This window comes from Ruegeria profundi, from assembly GCF_001507545.1.
Taxonomy (GTDB): Bacteria; Pseudomonadota; Alphaproteobacteria; order Rhodobacterales; family Rhodobacteraceae; genus Ruegeria; species Ruegeria profundi.
The window spans coordinates 347266-364257 of record NZ_LQBP01000001.1 but is presented as its reverse complement, the minus strand read 5'-3'; the positions used below and the strand labels follow the sequence as shown (position 1 = coordinate 364257).

Below are 16992 nucleotides of genomic sequence, written 5' to 3'. Positions count from 1 at the left end.
ACATCGCGTGACGGCTAAAGCCATTGAGCAGTGCAGGGCGCGACGTGATCGGCACCGAATGACAAGGCTGACGTAAATTAAGATGAGATCTTCCAAATCCCGCTCGCGGGCCAAGAATAACCGCAATCGCCCTTCTGGTGGCAACGTTGTGAACCGGGTTTTTGACAGCTCGGGTCCTGAAGGCAAGGTGCGCGGTACGCCCCAGCAAATCATTGACAAATACAACCAGTTGGCGCGCGATGCCCAGCTTTCCAATGACCGTGTAGCTGCGGAAAACTTTCAGCAGCATGCCGAGCATTACCTGCGTTTGCTGAGCGAAGCACAGCGCGAAATCGAAGCACGCCGGGAAGAGCAGGAGCGCCAGAATCGCGAACGGCAGGCCGAGCGTGACCGCGAGCGCGCCGAGCGGCAGGAGCGTGAAGCCGCTCGCCAAGCCGACTTGGCCGAATCGCCGCAGCCCGATGTAATGGATTTCGCAAGCGAAGGGTCAGCCCCTGAATCCGGTCTGGTCGAGACGCCGGAAAGTCAGACTGCGGCTCCGGCGGTAGACGTGCCCGAGAAGAAAGAAAAGCCTCCCCGTCGTCCGCGCACGCGAAAGCCCAAGGCTGCGCCAGCAGACGAAGCGCCGAATACAGATGGCGACGCACCCGAAGCTGCGGAATAAACGCAAACACCAGCATTGCCAAAAGCCTCGGGTCATTCCGGGGCTTTTCATTTTTGCCTAGTCTTTTTGAATTTCGCGGGCCAATGCGCAGAAGGCTTCAAGTGGAACCTGCTCGGCGCGTTGCGTCGGCTTGATCCCTGCGGCCAGAAGCCGGTCTTCGATATCAGGCGTAACACCCTTCAGCGAAGCCCGCAGCATTTTGCGCCGCTGATTGAAGGCGGCTGCAACGACACGTGATAAAGTGGTCGCGTCTGCGGGAAAACGCGGCTCGGGCAGTGCCGTCAGGTGAACAACGGCGCTGGACACCTTGGGTGGCGGGGTAAACGCGCCGGGGGGCAGAGACATGGTAATCCGCGCCTCGGCCCGCCACTGAGCAAGGATGGCAAGGCGACCATAGGCTTTGCTGCCGGGTTGGGCGACGATACGTTCAGCGACCTCTCGTTGGAACATCAGCGTCAGGCTTTTCCAAAAAGGCGGCCATTGCGGTGGGGTCAACCAGCGGACCAGCAACTCCGTCCCTACGTTATAAGGCAGGTTGGCTGCGACTCGGATTGGTTGCGTCAGGTGATCAAGAGGGTCGATTTCCAGAGCGTCGCCGTTGATCACTTCAAGCCGTCCGGGATAGGCCGCTGCAATGTCGTTAAGAGCCGCGATACAGCGCGTATCCTTCTCCACAGCAACAACCTTCCGCGCGCCCTCAGAGAGCAGCCCGCGTGTCAATCCACCAGGGCCGGGACCGATTTCCAATACGTCGCATGCGCTGAGATCTCCAGCCTGGCGGGCAATTTTTGCCGTCAGGTTCAGATCCAGCAGAAAGTTCTGACCCAGCGATTTGCGTGCTGATAGTTGGTGTTTTGCGATGACCTCGCGCAGCGGGGGAAGATTGTCGATCGCGCTCATGACTTGGTTGCCGACATGCTGAGTTTTGAGCTGTGCGCCATCCGCTGTGCAAGCTTAAGAGCCTCGATCAGACTGGTGGGGGTAGCGATACCCTGTCCAGCAATATCAAGCGCGGTGCCGTGGTCGGGTGAGGTGCGGATAAAAGGCAAACCAAGCGTGACGTTCACGCCTTTGTCGAAATCCAGCGTTTTGATAGGAATCAGTGCCTGATCATGATACATCGCTATCGCTGCGTCATAACGGACGCGGGCGGCGGCATGGAACATCGTATCCGCCGGGTGTGGGCCAGTGACGGTAAAATCCTTCGTAGGCAGATCAGTGATCAGGTTTGCGATCCAGTCCACTTCCTCGGACCCTATTTTACCACCTTCGCCCGCATGCGGGTTGAGCCCGGCAACGGCAATCCGGGGGTGTGCGATGCCAAAATTGCGTCGTAGTCCCTCAGCGGTAATCAAGATGGTTTCGGTCAGCAACTCGGGGGTCAGCGCCGAGGGCACTTCGGACAGTGGGATGTGGATGGTTGCTGGCACCACACGCAACTGATCGCTGGCCAGCATCATGACAACACGGTCCCGGCCTGCAAGTGCGGCCAAAAACTCGGTATGTCCGGGATAGCCAAAACCAGCGCCGTCAATCAGGGCTTTCTTGTGAATTGGCGCCGTACACAGCGCCGACGCGGCACCCGATTGTACCAGTGACACGCCCTGCTCAATCGCGGCAACCACCGATGGCGCGTTCGCTGGGTCGGGTTCCCCGGGCACGTTGGGCGCGGGAAAGTCCAGTTGAAGAACCGGCAGAGCGGTGGCGCAGGTATCTATCGCCTCGGACGGGTGCGAAATGCGCGCAACTGGTGTTGAAGGCGGTAAATGCGCCGCATCGCCGATGTAGAAGAACGGGCAGCTATCGCGCATAGCCGACCACGCCTTTGCTGCAATCTCAGGGCCTATTCCAGCCGGTTCCCCGCAGCTGAGCGCAATCGGCGCTGTCATTGTTCGACGATGTTTGCTTCTGCACGCAGCTGGGCCAGCAGGCTTTCTGCAAAAGCCGCAAGCCGCTGTTGAGTCAGTGCGTTGGCGACGTCGGTGCGCGACGTATCCTCGCCCAGTTCGCGGGTGCGGGTGCAGAGCATCAGGAACAACAGCGTTTGACCATTGTTGCGTGTCAGCGTCGTCGAGACCTCGTTCAGATCGAGCTTTGCAAGCTCAAGCGCTATGTCACGCGGAATTTCGCTGGGGCTGGCCTGGATGCGTTGCAGAACTTCGGGCGGCTGACCCTGCGCGACGCCGTAGAGGTCGTCGCATGTGTCAATATCCTCGCGGAGCCTGGCAGCCCTTGCCAGTGTTTCGGCGCTGCGGCCACCGGGCAAATTGTAAATCGCGTAGTCGATCTCGGAAAAACGGGTCGTTCCGGCGGCCACCTCGCGGATGCCGCGCATCTGGAACAGGGCGATGGCGTTGGGCAGTGACAATGGCTGCGTAATGTCGCCGTCCTTCAGCCCCAGCACGACTGGCTGAAGCGCAGGAGGAAGGTCAGACAGGTTCAACCAATCCAGACGCCCGCCGTTGTCCCGCGTGGCCGCCGCCGAATACTGCGTTGCCGCCGATGAAAACGTATCAAAACCCTGCAACTGGGAAATTTCCTGCGCCAAAAGCTCGGCCTGCGCTACGGTTTGCGGATTAACCGGGATGATGATTTCGGACAGCAGTACTTGCAAACCTCCGCCACCAGCTTCACCAAGGGCACGGTTGATCTCTTCCTCGCTTGGGCGGGCTTGTGACAGGAAACGCGCGCTGACGTAGTCGCGCCAGGAAAGCTGATCTGCAACAAAATCACGTACAGTTTCGCGATCGACCCCTTCATCAGCCAGCAATTGCAGGAACTGGTCGGTCGATAACTGTCCCCGCGCGGCGAATTCGTCGATGCCAAGCTCGATGTCTTCGGGGGCGGCTTCAATCCCGGCTTCGCGCATAACTTGGCGGCGCAGCCTGTCGTCGATCAGGGCGTCGCGTACTTCATCCTCGGTCGCGCCCGGAGCGCCAAGTGCAATCAACATTTGCTGCCGCTGTGTCAGTTCATACCAGGTGATTATGTCCTGGTTGACCTTGATCGCCGGTGAGAATGGGCTTTGCGCGTGCGCCTGTGGTGATGCCAAAGCAAGCATTGCCCCGACAAGGGCAGGGGCGACCGAACGAAGCCAACCGGAGCGGAGGAAACTGGTGAAACCTGAAATCAACTGCATCTTCTCTTGTATTGTTGGCCGCCACTTTTGACGGAGTAACCCGTCAGGGCTACGGTAAACCCGAATTCGGTCGAAGGCTCAATACTTGACGACGAAGTAAATCGCCTGCTGACATTCATGTTAACCTGCACGCATTCGTTCCGATACGTCACACCAAGCCCATAACGGATCGGTTCAGATTCGCTAAGGTCATACTGCGCCGACGCCCGTGTGTTCCAGTTTTCATCCACCCTGTAACGCCCGGTCAACCGGATTTCCGAAATCTCGTCGTCCACATTTTCGTCCGGGTCGGGCTCTTGCCAGACATAGCTGCCCGTGGCACCAACTGTCTGTTGTTGCCAGCCTGCACGCAGTTCAGCCTTGGCAAAGCTGAAATCCCCGTTCAAAAGGCCGCGGCCGGCCAAGGTCCAGCCATTGGCCGTGCTAAGCTGTCCCGCCAACAGCAGGTCCGAGGACGTGCCCTGCAAACCCGATGTCAGGTTGAAATTCGGGTCGGCATCTGCGCGAAACACCTGACCGATCGTGACCAGCGCGCGCCAGTTCCCGGCCGTGTAGCGCGACCAATTTACCCCGAATACACCTGTAAGCCCGTCCTCGCGCCGATCCGGGGCGGGAAATCGGGACAGGGACAACAGATTGCCCTGATCAAATTCCTGAAACGTGCTTTCGTCGTTTGGAATATCTTCGTCGGACACATGGGTCCAGCCGATCTGGGCAATCGGTTCCAGGACTTGCGTCGCGCCCGAGCTCTCTTGCTTACCAAGCGGATAGCGCAGTGTCAGCGCAGCGCGCGGCGTAGTTCGGGTGACGTTGTTAGGGAACTCGCTGTCATTGCGAATATCGAACCTGTCGATTGATGCGCCCAGGCGCGCTTCGACCCGCAGACCGGTCGCGAATGTCCAGTTGCGCAGCCATTCTGCATCAACGGTGGCACGGGCGACGTCACGCCCGATAATATCCTCGTCACTGGTCCGCTCATGAGTGTGGGCAATAAAGCCCAGCCGCACCTCGCCGCCGACAGAGGTCGGGAACAAGCGCTTTTGGTAGTAGAGATCAAACACTCGCGACGGGATTTCATCCTGATCTTCGCTGTCACGCAGTGTTTTGTAGTGGATAAAGCTGGTACGAAATGCAGTGTCGCGTTTGATCCGCTCCAGCGCGATCTCACTGCGCAGGCGGTCAAAGTCAGGTAGGCCATAGTCGGCGAGGTATGCGTCGTCTGACGTGGTCTTGATGTTGAAAAGGAAACGGTATCCGTTCAGGACATTGAACCAACCGTTGGCAAACAGGTATCCGCGATCCTCGTCCGGTTGCAGATCGTCACGTGTATAGGCGCCTTCAAGCTGAATGCGGCCTTTCTTGAAAGCCTGACGATAGCGCAGCCCAAGGGTTTTAGTCTTGGATGAAACATACGGGGTGAGCGTAAGGTCCCTGTGATCACCCAACTTGATGAAATACGGTACCTGCAGGCCCGTTCCCAGTTGCGAGGTGGTGCGCACCGAGGGCACCAAAAACCCTGTAGCGCGCTCCAACGTTGGGTCAGGCAGCCGCAGATAGGGAAAATAGAACACCGGCAGGTCTAGCACACGGAATTGCGCGCCTTCAAAATACAGTTGCCGTTCCAGTTGATCATGCGTCACTTTCCGGGCGCGGATCTGCCAGATTGGCGGTCGCCCGTTGGCGCAGACGTGACATGAGGTGGCCGATACCTTGCTGAATTGCGTATACCGGCCGCCAGCACGGGTCGCCTGGACCGACGCAATCTGAACCTGCTGGTCGAACACCATTCGCGCGCCAATCAGCAGGCCGTTCTGAATTCCGTCATCCAGTTCACCCGAATCCGCCAGCAGCGTTGTCTCTCCGGCCTCATCGATGCGGATTGGCCCTTCGAGCGTAAGTGCGCCGCTTTCTCGGTCATAGGTGATGCGGTCAGCGGTGATTTTGATGTCGCCCTGAAAGGCTTCGACGTTGCCTTCAGCAACCAAAACACGGTCAGGCGTGATGAAAACCATGTCCGCCACAAGCAGGGCGGGCTGGTCTTCCTGTTGTGTATCCTGCGCCGGGTTGGCTGATGGCTGGGTCTGTGCGGCGGTCACTGCTGGCAGCGCCAGAGCGACGGCACCGGACAGCAAAAGGCTGGAAATGAGCCGCATCAGCCGTCCTCCGCATGAAGCAGAAGACCGAGAGACAGAAGAATGGCTGCAAAGGGCGGTGCCCAGGCTGCGACTAAGATAGGCAATTGACCGTTTTCCCCGAGTATTTGGGCAAAATTGCGAACGAAGTAGATGGCAAAGCCCAGCAGAACGGCAGACAACACCGCAATCCCCGTGCCGCCAAAGCGAACATGGCGCATGGTAAAGGCTGCGCCGATCATGACCATTGCCATCAGAAACAGAGGCCGCGCAAGTTCGACCTGCAGCCACACCTCATATTGTTTGGTGGAAAACCCGGCCTCTTTGAGGTCGCGGATAAGCTGGGGCAGATCATATATCGAAATCAGACCCTGTTGGCTCAGCGTGTCCAGAATTCTCTGCCGCGTGAGAGTGGTGGGGATTTCGATCTGCTCGTGTACCTCGGCGGCGCCCTCAGGATTTACGTCATCTGCCAACGACCAGATCTTTGCGTTCGACAGAACCCACGAGTCGCTCGACAAGCGTGCTTTGTCGGCAATGATTTGTTGCGTCGGTTTTCCATCCGGCGAGAAGGTGATGATTGTGACCCGGGTGAGTTCAAGCGCGTCTGAAGCCGTTGTGCCGCGAGCGTGAATGACGGACTGCCCGTTGATCGAACCCTGACGCAACCATACACCTTCTCTCGTAATCGATAGCGCGGAATTGTCCTGGTTCTTGTAGGCTCCGGAAAGGCGCCAGTATTCCTCGGATGTGGCGGCTGAGATTGGGTTCAGCAGCGCGACAGCCATTGCGCCGATGATCAGCGCCAGCGTCACAGGGGCAAACAACGCACGGATACCTGATCGCCCAATGGCCCGCGTCACCACCAGTTCCGAGCTGCGCGCCATACCAATAAAAAGCGCGATTGTAGCCAGAATAACCAGCAGTGGCAGCATCTCGTTAATGGCTGCCGGTGTATTCAAAAGGGTTAGGTGTAACAGTTTGCCGAATGACAGATTCTCTGAATTGAATCGCCGGGCTTGCTCGACCAGGTCGATGAGAATCATCAACGTGAGAAAAATACCGCCGATAACCAGAAAGCTCTGCATGAAACGACGGGCGAAATAACGGTCGAGGATCACGGCCGAGCCTCCCACCCGCGAGGGTCGATGTGGCAGCAGAGGCATATGTGGCTATAGCCGCAATTGCCTACGCAGATGCGCTTCGGCATATGCCTGCCCTGTTTCGCCAATTCACTGTCCCTCGATCCGGTCGGTTTTTTTCCGGACTGTAATGCAATTGGCGCGCGGGGAAAACTGCTATCTGGTCAAGATGCTTAGCGCGGGCTAGGTCTTGGTGAACAGAATCTGAGGAGCTTGCGATGAGCAGTCTTGTACCGATCCGGTTTCAACCTTTCGACGCGGACCTAATGACACAGGCCGAGGGCAGGGTCGCCATTATCATTCCGGCCGATGGAAAGATGAGCCCCGCAGTGCGCCGCGCCAACCGCCTGACTCGTGGTGCGGTGGCGCGGTTGGTTGAAAGCGACCGGTTTGAAAAGGTCAAAACTGGCGACGTGATCTCGCTGGCTTGGCCCGGCGGCATGGCGGCCGAAGCGCTGGATATCGTGGTCTTGCCGCGCCGTCCCGACGCGGACGAGGCGCGAAAGGCCGGTGCGGCGTTGGCAAAGCTGGCAGGCGGCAAGGACATCCTTGTGATGGCAGGCAGCCAGGTTCGAACGGAAGAGCTGGCTATGGGGATCGCGCTTCGCAGCTATGCGTTTGATGCGCACAAGACCAAGGACACGGACGAAGGCGGCTCTGTCACGATCAGCCACCAGAAGTCTGACGAAGTCGAAGCCGCCTTCGCTCCGCTCTACGCCGTGGCCGATGGTGTGCGGATGACGCGTGATCTGACCAACGAACCGGCCAACGTTCTGACCACCACCGAATTCGCTGCGCGTTTGGTCGAGATGAAAGAGTTGGGGCTTGAGGTCGAGGTTCTGGAAGAGGACAAGCTGGCTGAGCTTGGTATGCGCACGCTGCTGAGCGTCGGGCAGGGGTCGGTCAGCCCATCGAAGGTTGTTGTGATGCAGTGGAACGGTGGGGACAAGGACGATGCGCCGCTGGCCTTGGTCGGAAAAGGCGTTGTATTCGACACAGGTGGTATCTCGCTGAAGCCAGCGGGCGGCATGGAAGATATGACGATGGATATGGGCGGTGCCGGGGTCGTTGCTGGCGCCATGCGGGCGCTGGCCAAGCGCAAGGCCAAGGCCAATGTCGTGGGTCTGGTCGGTCTGGTTGAGAACATGCCATCAGGCAACGCCACGCGCCCCGGTGACGTGGTCAAGTCGATGAAGGGTGACACGGTCGAGATCATCAACACCGACGCCGAAGGTCGTTTGGTTCTGTGCGATGTGATGTGGTACGCGCAAGAGCGGTTCAAGCCGGTAGGCATGATCGACCTTGCCACCCTGACCGGCGCGATCATCATCGGCCTTGGGCACGAGAATGCGGGCGTCTTCTCGAACAACGATACGTTCTGCGATGCCTTCCTGAAATCGGCCAAGGCCGAGGATGAGGGCGCGTGGCGGATGCCCTTGGGCGACGCCTATGACAAACAGTTGAAATCGCGCATCGCGGACATGAAGAATGTCGGCGGTCGCCCGGCAGGCTCGATCACGGCAGCGCAGTTCCTGCAGCGTTTCGTAAAAGAGGAAACGCCGTGGATTCATCTCGATATCGCGGGTGTGGCCTCGGTTTCGTCAGAAACGTCCTACGCACCCAAGGGGGCAACCGGCTGGGGTGTTCGCGCGCTCAGCCGCCTTGTGCAGGATCACTTCGAGTAAAAAGATGGGCGCCGTCTATTTCTACCACCTGACGCGACAGCCTTTGGAAGCAACACTGCCGGTGTTGCTGGACAAGGCACGTCAGGCCGGATGGAAGATTGCCGTGCGGGGTACCGATCCTGCGCGGATGGATTGGCTGGATGAAAAGCTGTGGCTGGGACCGGAAGATGGGTTCTTGCCACATGGCCGCGCCGGTGGTCCGCATGACGCGGCGCAGCCCATATTGCTGACGACTGAACCAGAAGCCGCGAATGATCCGGCTTGTGTAATGGCGGTAGACGGCGCGCCTGTGGATGCGGATGAAGTATCCACTTTGGAACGGGTTTGCATCCTGTTCGATGGCAATGATGATCACGCCGTTCAGCATGCGCGCGGTCAGTGGAAAGCGCTGACAGCCGCAGGCTGCGCGGCGCAATACTGGTCCGAGGAGTCGGGCCGTTGGGAAAAAAAGGCCGAAGCATAACGCTCTGGCCCCGAAAGACTTCTCAGGAGAGAGACAGATGGAAATGAAGCCTTTGGGCCGCACGGGGATCATGGTGACAGACCTGTGCCTGGGAACGATGACATTTGGCGCGCAGACGTCCGAGGAGGATGCGCATACTCAAATTGACATGGCGCTGGATGCCGGGATCAATTTCGTGGACGCGGCCGAGATGTATCCGGTGAACCCGATCTCGAAGGAAACCGTGGGCCGGACCGAAGAGATTCTGGGCAATTGGAATGCGGCAAACCCGTCGCGCCGGGGGGATTACATTCTGGCGACCAAGCATTCTGGCGCGGGGTTTGCCCACGCCCGCGACGGTGCGCCCATTTCCGGGCAGACGATCCCTGAGGCAATCGAGGGCTCTTTGCGGCGGCTACAGACAGACTGCATTGATCTGTACCAGTTTCACTGGCCCAACCGGGGCAGCTATATGTTCCGGCAAAACTGGAACTATGCCCCGTCGGGACAAAATACGAATGAAGTTCTGGACAACATGCAAGAGTGCCTTGAGGCGTTGCAGGCGCAGGTTAATAAGGGCAACATCCGTGCCTTTGGGCTGTCCAACGAAAGCGCGTGGGGCACTGCGCAATGGCTGCGGATCGCTGAGCAGATGGGCGCTCCGCGGGTCGCGTCGGTACAGAACGAGTATTCGCTGCTTTGCCGTCATTTCGATACGGATATGGCTGAGCTGAGCGTGCATGAGGATGTCGGTCTGATGGCCTTTTCGCCACTGGGCGCAGGCTTTTTGACCGGCAAGTATCAGGGTGGAGCGGTGCCTGACGGCTCACGCATGTCCCTGGTGGCTGAGATGGGCGGACGTAACAGCCCCCGCGTGTTTCAGGCCGTGGCCGCGTATCTGGAGATCGCTGAACGGCACAAGTTGGATCCGGTCCATATGGCGCTGGCCTGGTGCCGCACACGGCCTTTCATGATGTCCGCGATTTTTGGCGCGACGTCAGTGGCACAGTTGGAGCATATTCTGGCAGGCAAGGATCTTCGGCTATCCGATGAGGTGATGGCCGAGATCGGTCAGGCCCATCGCGCGCATCCAATGCCATTCTAACGGCGTTACCCGCCAAGCCCCGCCCGACCGTCTCATTGAATTTGGCTGGGCGGGCAGAGCCCGATCAGTGGTGGGGTGCTTGCGTTCTTTCCTGCCTCAGGTCACGGGCCGACAGGCCGTGGGCTGTGCGGAAGGCCCGTGCAAAGCTGGATTGTGAAGCAAAGCCCGTTGCCAGCGCCACGTCCATCAAAGGCATGTCCGTGTCGGTGACCAGACGGCGGGCCTCGGCCAGGCGCAGTTGCAAATAGTGGTCTTGCGGCGTGGTATTAAGGCGCAGGCGAAACTGTTGCTGCAAAGTGCGGGGACTGGTGCCAAGCGCCTCGGCGATATCGACCAGCGGGAGGGGTTCATCAAGAGAGGACTCCATGAGTGCGTTAGCCTTGGCCGTCAGCGCCGTATGACGATGCGGCGCACCGGTGCGGCTTTGCGGTTTCGTCGGTTCGGGCGCACCGTCATAGAGGAATAGGCCGGAAACACGTGCGGCAAAACCCGCGCCGTGGCGCGCGGCAATAATGTGCAACATCATCTCAACCGCCGGGATCGCACCGCCCGAGGTCAGGCGATTGCCCGAGACCGTGAACCGGTCGGGTCGTACGTCAACCTCAGGGAAGCGGGCTGCAAAATTTGCCAGGTCTTCCCAATGCGTGGTCGCGGCGTGGCCGTCCAAAAGCCCCGCTTCGGCCAGCAGCCAAGGGCCACCGTCGATCCCCGCCATCGTCGCCCCGGTTTTTGCGATTCGGCGTAGGCCAGCCAGCAGGCTGGGCGTTGCGTGACGGGCCAATTGGAACCCGGCCAGAACGATCATCAGGTCGCAACCTTGCAGCCGTGCCAAAGGGATGCCCGGCACGCTCAGCGCGCTGGTCAGCATGGCCGGTTCCGCCTTGGCGGTCACATAATCCCAGTCGAAGGCCGGACGATCTGCCAGTCGGTTTGCCGCACGCATCGGGTCTACTGCCGACGCAAAACTCAGCGTGTTGCATTCGTCCAGCACCAGCACCGCCGTTTTCAGGGCGCGATGTTCGGGCTGCAATATGTTTTTCGCGGATTTCATCAAGTTCGATTCGCATTCTGGCAAGTGTTTTCCTAAGGCTGCGTCAAAGTCGGGGGCGAACGCAAATCGGAATCCGGGGAGAAGCCTGGGGAAAACTCAGGGCAAAACCGGGTATAAACTGGGGAGAACACGATGCCTCTGGAAATGAACCGCGACGTCTTCATCACTTGCGCCGTGACAGGCTCAGGCGGAACGCAGGATCGCAGCCCGCATGTACCACGTTCACCGAAGCAAATCGCCGAAAGCGCGATCGCCGCGGCAAAGGCCGGGGCGGCGGTGGTCCATTGCCACGTGCGCGACCCCGAGACCGGCGCGCCCAGCCGGCGGTTGGACTTGTACCGCGAAGTCACGGAACGGATTCGTGAGGCCGAGGTCGACGTCATTCTGAACCTGACCGCAGGGATGGGCGGGGACATGGTGTTTGGCCCGACCGAGCAGCCCTTGCCCTTGCGCGAAGACGGGACGGATATGATCGGTGCGGCGGCTCGGGTTGAGCATGTGGCGCAATGCCTGCCCGAGATCTGCACGCTGGACTGCGGTACCATGAACTTCGCCGAGGCCGACTACGTCATGACGAACACGCCGGGCATGTTACAGGCGATGGGGCGTATGATGACTCATCTGGGCGTAAAACCCGAGATCGAGGCCTTTGACACCGGTCATCTGTGGTATGCAAAGCAACTGGTAAAAGATGGCGTGCTGGACAGCCCGGCGCTGGTGCAGCTGTGCATGGGAGTGCCGTGGGGCGCGCCGGACGACCTGAACACCTTTATGGCAATGGTCAACAACGTGCCGGATGAGTGGACGTTCAGCGCGTTTTCTCTGGGCCGCAACCAGATGGCCTATGTCGCGGCGGCGGTTCTGGCAGGGGGCAACGTCCGCGTTGGCCTCGAAGATAACCTGTGGCTCGACAAGGGCGTGCTGGCCGAAAACTGGCAGCTGGTCGAACGCGCCGGAACCATCATTGAGAATATGGGCGCGCGCGTGACCGGGCCGCAGGACGTGCGTGAGAAGCTGGGGCTGACCAAGCGGGCGCCAGTTTAGATAGCAGGCTGAATCTCGTCCAAGGAATGGAATGAAGACATGACAAAAACAGCAGCAATCATCGGTGGCGGCGTAATTGGCGGCGGATGGGCCGCACGGTTTCTGCTCAATGGTTGGAACGTGCGGGTCTTTGATCCGGACCCCGAGGCCGAGCGTAAAATCGGTGAGGTTCTTGAGAATGCGCGGCGGTCTCTGCCGGGTTTAAGCGACGTACCGCTGCCCTCCGAGGGCACACTGACCTTCCATGATGAAATGGCTGAGGCCGTAAAGGGGGCCACTTGGATACAGGAAAGTGTACCAGAGCGGCTTGATCTGAAGCTGAGAGTTTACAAGAGCTTGCAGGAGGAATGTGACCCTGGTGCGATCATCGGCTCCTCGACAAGCGGGTTCAAACCGTCGGAGCTTCAGGAAGGCGCGCTGCGTCCCGAGCAGATCGTCGTGACGCACCCGTTCAACCCGGTCTACCTGCTGCCGCTTATCGAATTGGTTCCGACGGAAAAGAACCCGTCCGAGATGGTGGCCCGCGCGCAGGATTTGCTGAAATCGGTGGGGTTCTTCCCGCTGCACATCAAGAAAGAGATCGACGCGCATATCGCGGACCGGTTCCTTGAGGCGGTCTGGCGAGAAGCGTTGTGGCTGGTCAAGGACGGTATCGCCACGACTGAAGAGGTGGACGAGGCGATCCGCATGGGCTTTGGCATTCGCTGGGCGCAAATGGGCCTGTTCGAAACCTATCGCGTGGCCGGGGGCGAGGCCGGGATGCGGCATTTCATGGCGCAGTTCGGACCAGCTTTAAAATGGCCCTGGACTAAGCTGATGGATGTGCCCGAATTCACCGATGAATTGGTCGACTTGATTGCCGAACAGTCCGATGCGCAATCAGGCATGCACTCGATCCGTGAGTTGGAGCGTATTCGCGACAACAACCTTGTCAGCATGATGCGCGCGCTGAAGGCGCAAAACTACGGTGCGGGGGCGGTGTTGAACCAACACGACGCGCTGCTCAAACCCGGTGCTTTACCGACGCTTGAACAAGCCGACTTGACCCAGCCGATTCTGACCCTGTCCCGCGCGGTGCCGTTGGATTGGACCGACTACAATGGTCATATGAACGAGGCGAAGTATCTTGAGGCGTTCGCCGCCGCGACGGACCGTTTCATGGAGATTATCGGGTGCGACATGGACTATATCGCATCGGGCGGCAGTTACTTTACGGCCGAAAACCACATCCGGTACATCGACGAAGTGCACGCAGGGGCCAGAATTCAAATACGCACCCAGATGTTGCTGGGGCAGGGTAAAAAGCTGCACGTGTTCCACAGCATGTATGAGGGTGAAAAGCTGTTGGCAACGGGCGAAAGCTTTTTGCTGCATGTGAGCCTTGAAACGCGTCGCCCCAGTGCGCCTTCGCCCGAGATCGAAGCCGCAATGGCACAGATTGCTGAGGCGCAGGCCGGGTTGCCGTACCCCGAGGGAGCGGGGGCCGCGATCCGTAAACCGGCATGACACGGCGCGTGCTGATCACGGCCGGCGCTTCGGGCGTGGGTCGCGCCATGGCCGAGGCGTTCGATGCGGCAGGATACGATGTCTGGATCACCGATATAGATGCCACCGCGCTGCAATCCGTGCCCGAACACTGGACGGCGCGTAAAGCTGATGCGTCGAACGAAGCCGATATGAGTGCCGTGTTTCAGTCCATGGCTACCAAGGGCGGATTGGATGCTTTGTGCGCTAATGCCGGAATTGCCGGACCAACCGCTGCCGTCGAGGATGTTGACCTGAGCGATTGGCGATCCTGCATCTCGGTCAATCTGGACGGCGCATTTCTGGCGGCAAAACACGCCGCGCCTTTGATGAAGGCGGCACAAACGGGCAGCGTTATCCTTACGTCCTCAACTGCTGGTCAGTACGGCTATCCATATCGCTCGCCCTATGCTGCGGCGAAATGGGCCGTGATCGGGTTGATGAAGACCTTGGCAATGGAACTTGGCCCGCACGGCATCCGCGCCAACGCGATCTGTCCCGGCGCGGTGGAAGGGCCGCGGATGGAAGGTGTTCTGCAACGTGAGGCTGCTGCCAAGGGCATGACCCGCGACCAGGTGTATGCAGGGTATGCCGCGGGCACGTCTATGGGCAGATTTGTCGAGGGCCGCGACATTGCCAATATGGCTGTTTTCCTCGCCTCAGATTCGGCGCGGCTGATATCGGGTCAGGTCATCGCAGTGGATGGCCATACTGTAAACCCCGACCCGAAAATCTAGGTGGGGTCAGCCCTGGTTGGGACCGCGAAACTGGCGAATGGTCTGGCGGACAGCCTGCCAGTCCTTTGCTTCCTGGACATTTCCGGCGGCTTCGCATTCGCGCATTTTCTGCGCGGCTTCCGCCTCGGCCTGGTCACCATGAGCAGTATATAGGGCCCGTGCGTATTGTGCGGTTTGTAGTGCGTCCATTCCTGTCGTCCTCCGTCTGTGATCGGATTACCCGAAGATTCGCGCCGATGGACGATAGCATAGGTTTCGCGTTGACGCATCTTTAAGGGTCAGAAATTGCAGAACGGAGACGCCTCAGGTGCTCTGGGAAGTCGCGCGCAGTCAGATCAGCTTCGCGCACTAAGCGGTCGAAATGGCGGGTAAAAGTCTCGATCCGGTTGCGATCACGGAAAGCCATATAGTGGCTGCCAGCATAAAATACGCATAGAAGCGGACCAAAAATCGTAACCGGGGCAGAGTAAAGCCGTTTCGCATCAAACAGATAAATTCGTAGCCGCGGATAGAGCTGTTCACAGATATCAAGCAGATGGTCAATCTGGTCCCGCCGTATTTTGGGGCACAACCCTTCGTAATACCCGGTGGCATTTACAAAGCTGTCGATTTCATAGAGAGGCATCGCGATTTCATAATCCGACTGAGCACTGCGCATCCATGTCAGACGATCGGCTGAAGCTCCGATCGCTTGATTGGCGGTTCGGCCCAAATGTGGTGCGTATTCCCACTCTAACACGGCGCGCGTCTTTAACATGTCCGGCAAAGTTGCTGGTACATAACGAATTTTGTAGCCCGCCGCCTCTTGGTGCCATTGGAAAATACGTTCGTCCACCAGCGCCCGAGGGGCCTCGGTCATTGTAAGCGAACTGGCCAAAAGCTCGGCTGCGCTTTCCGGTCGGTCAGACAAGCTCAGAAGCCAGTCCGCAGAAACCCCTAGGGCCGAGGCGCAGCTTCCAACCACATGGGCGTTCGGAAGTCGTGCGCCCTCATCCGTCAATAATTGTGAGACGGTCGAACGATCCACGCCGATTTGACGGGCAATGGCGCTTTGGCTCACTTGGCGCTCTTCCATTGCGCGGGCGAGGCGCTGTCGGAACTGTGCCGCACGGTGTCGTTTGTCGATTTTATTCTGCATATGATTTAAAATATCACAATTGATGAATTTTGTTAATCATATTCAGAATTTTCAACGTATGCGGTGCCCCGTTATTTTGAAGACATAACAACAATATGGGTGACGGAATGGAAACGCGACGAAGATCTGTCGTGAAAGCTGTCCTGTGGAATGCGATGGGATTGGCCGTGATGACGCTGGTTGGGCTTGTCGCCACCGGCTCGGCAGCGGTCGGGGGAACGCTGGCGATTGTGAATACTGCAATTGGTCTGACGCTCTATGTTATTTATGAGCGTGTCTGGGCCGGTATAGCGTGGGGCCGCAATGTCTAGGCCCGCATCGCCTGAATGGCGCACCCTTGGCCTGATCGTTGCATGCTATGGCGCTTGGTTGGCTGTGATCTTCCTTCTGCCAGTATGGGCGGCGATCCCAGCGATGGCGCTGGTCGCAGCGCTGCACTCTTCGCTGACGCATGAGGCACTGCACGGCCACCCGTTCCGCAGCAGGTGGTTGAACGAGGCGCTGATGGCGCTGCCGCTAACCCTTTTCATCCCATACCAAAGATTCCGCGATTTACATTTGGCGCATCATCGCGACGAAACCTTGACCGACCCCTATGATGACCCAGAGTCGAATTATCTGGACCCCAAAGTCTGGACGTCATTGCAACCCTGGCAAAAGCGGATGCTAAGCGTGAACAACACGCTGTTGGGTCGTATTGTGCTAGGCCCAGCGATCGGACAGGTCATGTTCATGCGGGATGAAGTGCACGGAGCACTGCGCGGAGACAATGAAATCCTGCGGGCCTGGGCAATCCACCTGCTTGGGGTCGCGGCGGTTCTCTGGGTTGTCTCGCAGACATTGATGCCGATTTGGGCCTATCTGCTCTCAGCCTATTTTGGCCTTGGCCTTGTGAAGATTCGTACCTTTCTGGAACACCGCGCGCATGAGGATACAAGCGCCCGTACGGTGATTATAGAAGATCGCGGACTTCTGGCTTTTCTGTTCTTGAACAATAACCTGCACGTCGTTCATCACATGAATCCGCGTGCGCCATGGTATCGGCTTCCTGCGTTGTACCGCGCAGATAAAGATCGGTATCTGAGCAGTAACCACGCCTATGTCTATCGGTCGTATTCCGAGATTATCCGGACATACCTTTGGCGGGCGAAGGACCCGGTGGCGCATCCGCTCTGGTCAAAGGAGTGAT

Annotated in this window: 17 protein-coding genes; 9 read left to right on the top strand and 8 right to left on the bottom strand. The window is 58.8% G+C overall.

Translation table 11 applies throughout. The features are described 5' to 3' along the window. The first annotated feature begins 82 nt into the window (after positions 1 to 82). Positions 83 to 664, top strand: coding sequence for a DUF4167 domain-containing protein (locus AVO44_RS01785; protein WP_068331715.1), 582 nt, complete (start codon positions 83 to 85; stop codon positions 662 to 664). 57 nt (positions 665 to 721) lie between these two features. On the opposite strand, the gene rsmA is transcribed toward AVO44_RS01785, so the two are convergent. The 5 genes from rsmA to lptG are packed head-to-tail and all read right to left on the bottom strand — an operon-like array spanning position 722 to position 7056. Continuing rightward, a complete protein-coding gene (rsmA, locus tag AVO44_RS01780) occupies positions 722 to 1564 on the bottom strand; it encodes a 16S rRNA (adenine(1518)-N(6)/adenine(1519)-N(6))-dimethyltransferase RsmA (protein WP_068331710.1) in 843 nt (280 codons plus the stop codon). Continuing rightward, on the bottom strand, positions 1561 to 2553 hold the full coding sequence (pdxA, locus tag AVO44_RS01775; RefSeq protein WP_068331708.1) for a 4-hydroxythreonine-4-phosphate dehydrogenase PdxA: 993 nt from the start codon (positions 2551 to 2553) through the stop codon (positions 1561 to 1563). Before pdxA ends, rsmA begins: the two co-directional genes overlap by 4 nt. Continuing rightward, positions 2550 to 3803 carry a peptidylprolyl isomerase gene (locus AVO44_RS01770; RefSeq protein ID WP_068331705.1) on the bottom strand — a complete coding sequence of 418 codons (1254 nt, stop codon included), beginning with the start codon at positions 3801 to 3803 and terminating at the stop codon, positions 2550 to 2552. The genes pdxA and AVO44_RS01770 overlap by 4 nt, the downstream gene beginning before the upstream one ends. Beyond that, on the bottom strand, positions 3794 to 5956 hold the full coding sequence (locus tag AVO44_RS01765) for an LPS-assembly protein LptD (protein WP_068331703.1): 2163 nt from the start codon (positions 5954 to 5956) through the stop codon (positions 3794 to 3796). Before AVO44_RS01765 ends, AVO44_RS01770 begins: the two co-directional genes overlap by 10 nt. Beyond that, positions 5956 to 7056, bottom strand: a complete 1101-nt coding sequence (gene lptG, locus AVO44_RS01760; RefSeq protein ID WP_068332622.1) for an LPS export ABC transporter permease LptG — start codon at positions 7054 to 7056, stop codon at positions 5956 to 5958. The genes AVO44_RS01765 and lptG overlap by 1 nt, the downstream gene beginning before the upstream one ends. Positions 7057 to 7295: 239 nt before the next feature. Between lptG and AVO44_RS01755 the strand changes: the two genes are divergently transcribed. From AVO44_RS01755 to AVO44_RS01745, 3 genes are read left to right on the top strand one after another with little or no spacing between them, the layout of a single operon-like run. Then, positions 7296 to 8762 (top strand): leucyl aminopeptidase, encoded by a 1467-nt coding sequence (locus AVO44_RS01755; RefSeq protein ID WP_068331700.1) that lies wholly within the window; start codon positions 7296 to 7298, stop codon positions 8760 to 8762. A 4-nt stretch (positions 8763 to 8766) separates the two neighbouring features. Continuing rightward, complete coding sequence (locus AVO44_RS01750) at positions 8767 to 9225, top strand: DNA polymerase III subunit chi (RefSeq protein ID WP_068331697.1); 459 nt, start codon at positions 8767 to 8769, stop codon at positions 9223 to 9225. Positions 9226 to 9262: 37 nt separating this feature from the next. Then, positions 9263 to 10309 carry an aldo/keto reductase gene (locus AVO44_RS01745; RefSeq protein ID WP_068331694.1) on the top strand — a complete coding sequence of 349 codons (1047 nt, stop codon included), beginning with the start codon at positions 9263 to 9265 and terminating at the stop codon, positions 10307 to 10309. A 64-nt stretch (positions 10310 to 10373) separates the two neighbouring features. On the opposite strand, the gene AVO44_RS01740 is transcribed toward AVO44_RS01745, so the two are convergent. Then, the gene (locus tag AVO44_RS01740; protein ID WP_068331691.1) at positions 10374 to 11360 is read right to left on the bottom strand and encodes a GlxA family transcriptional regulator; all 987 of its coding nucleotides are present in this window, start codon (positions 11358 to 11360) and stop codon (positions 10374 to 10376) included. Positions 11361 to 11492: 132 nt separating this feature from the next. Here AVO44_RS01740 and bcoG point away from each other — a divergent pair, with 132 nt between their 5' ends. From bcoG to AVO44_RS01725, 3 genes are read left to right on the top strand one after another with little or no spacing between them, the layout of a single operon-like run. Beyond that, entirely contained in the window at positions 11493 to 12404 is a 912-nt protein-coding gene (gene bcoG, locus AVO44_RS01735; RefSeq protein ID WP_068331686.1) for a 3-dehydrocarnitine:acetyl-CoA trimethylamine transferase BcoG, read from the top strand. A 39-nt stretch (positions 12405 to 12443) separates the two neighbouring features. Continuing rightward, a complete protein-coding gene (locus AVO44_RS01730) occupies positions 12444 to 13910 on the top strand; it encodes a carnitine 3-dehydrogenase (protein ID WP_068331683.1) in 1467 nt (488 codons plus the stop codon). After that, positions 13907 to 14665, top strand: a complete 759-nt coding sequence (locus AVO44_RS01725; RefSeq protein ID WP_068331675.1) for an SDR family oxidoreductase — start codon at positions 13907 to 13909, stop codon at positions 14663 to 14665. Before AVO44_RS01730 ends, AVO44_RS01725 begins: the two co-directional genes overlap by 4 nt. Positions 14666 to 14671: 6 nt before the next feature. Here AVO44_RS01725 and AVO44_RS01720 read toward each other — a convergent pair whose 3' ends face one another. Beyond that, positions 14672 to 14854 (bottom strand): hypothetical protein, encoded by a 183-nt coding sequence (locus tag AVO44_RS01720; RefSeq protein WP_068331670.1) that lies wholly within the window; start codon positions 14852 to 14854, stop codon positions 14672 to 14674. A gap of 82 nt (positions 14855 to 14936) precedes the next feature. Beyond that, positions 14937 to 15803: a helix-turn-helix domain-containing protein gene (locus tag AVO44_RS01715; protein ID WP_068331668.1), complete on the bottom strand. Its 867-nt coding sequence runs from the start codon at positions 15801 to 15803 to the stop codon at positions 14937 to 14939. A 107-nt stretch (positions 15804 to 15910) separates the two neighbouring features. Here AVO44_RS01715 and AVO44_RS01710 point away from each other — a divergent pair, with 107 nt between their 5' ends. Then, complete coding sequence (locus AVO44_RS01710; protein ID WP_068332619.1) at positions 15911 to 16114, top strand: DUF2061 domain-containing protein; 204 nt, start codon at positions 15911 to 15913, stop codon at positions 16112 to 16114. After that, positions 16107 to 16991 (top strand): fatty acid desaturase, encoded by an 885-nt coding sequence (locus tag AVO44_RS01705; protein ID WP_068331666.1) that lies wholly within the window; start codon positions 16107 to 16109, stop codon positions 16989 to 16991. The genes AVO44_RS01710 and AVO44_RS01705 overlap by 8 nt, the downstream gene beginning before the upstream one ends. Position 16992 lies beyond the last annotated feature (1 nt).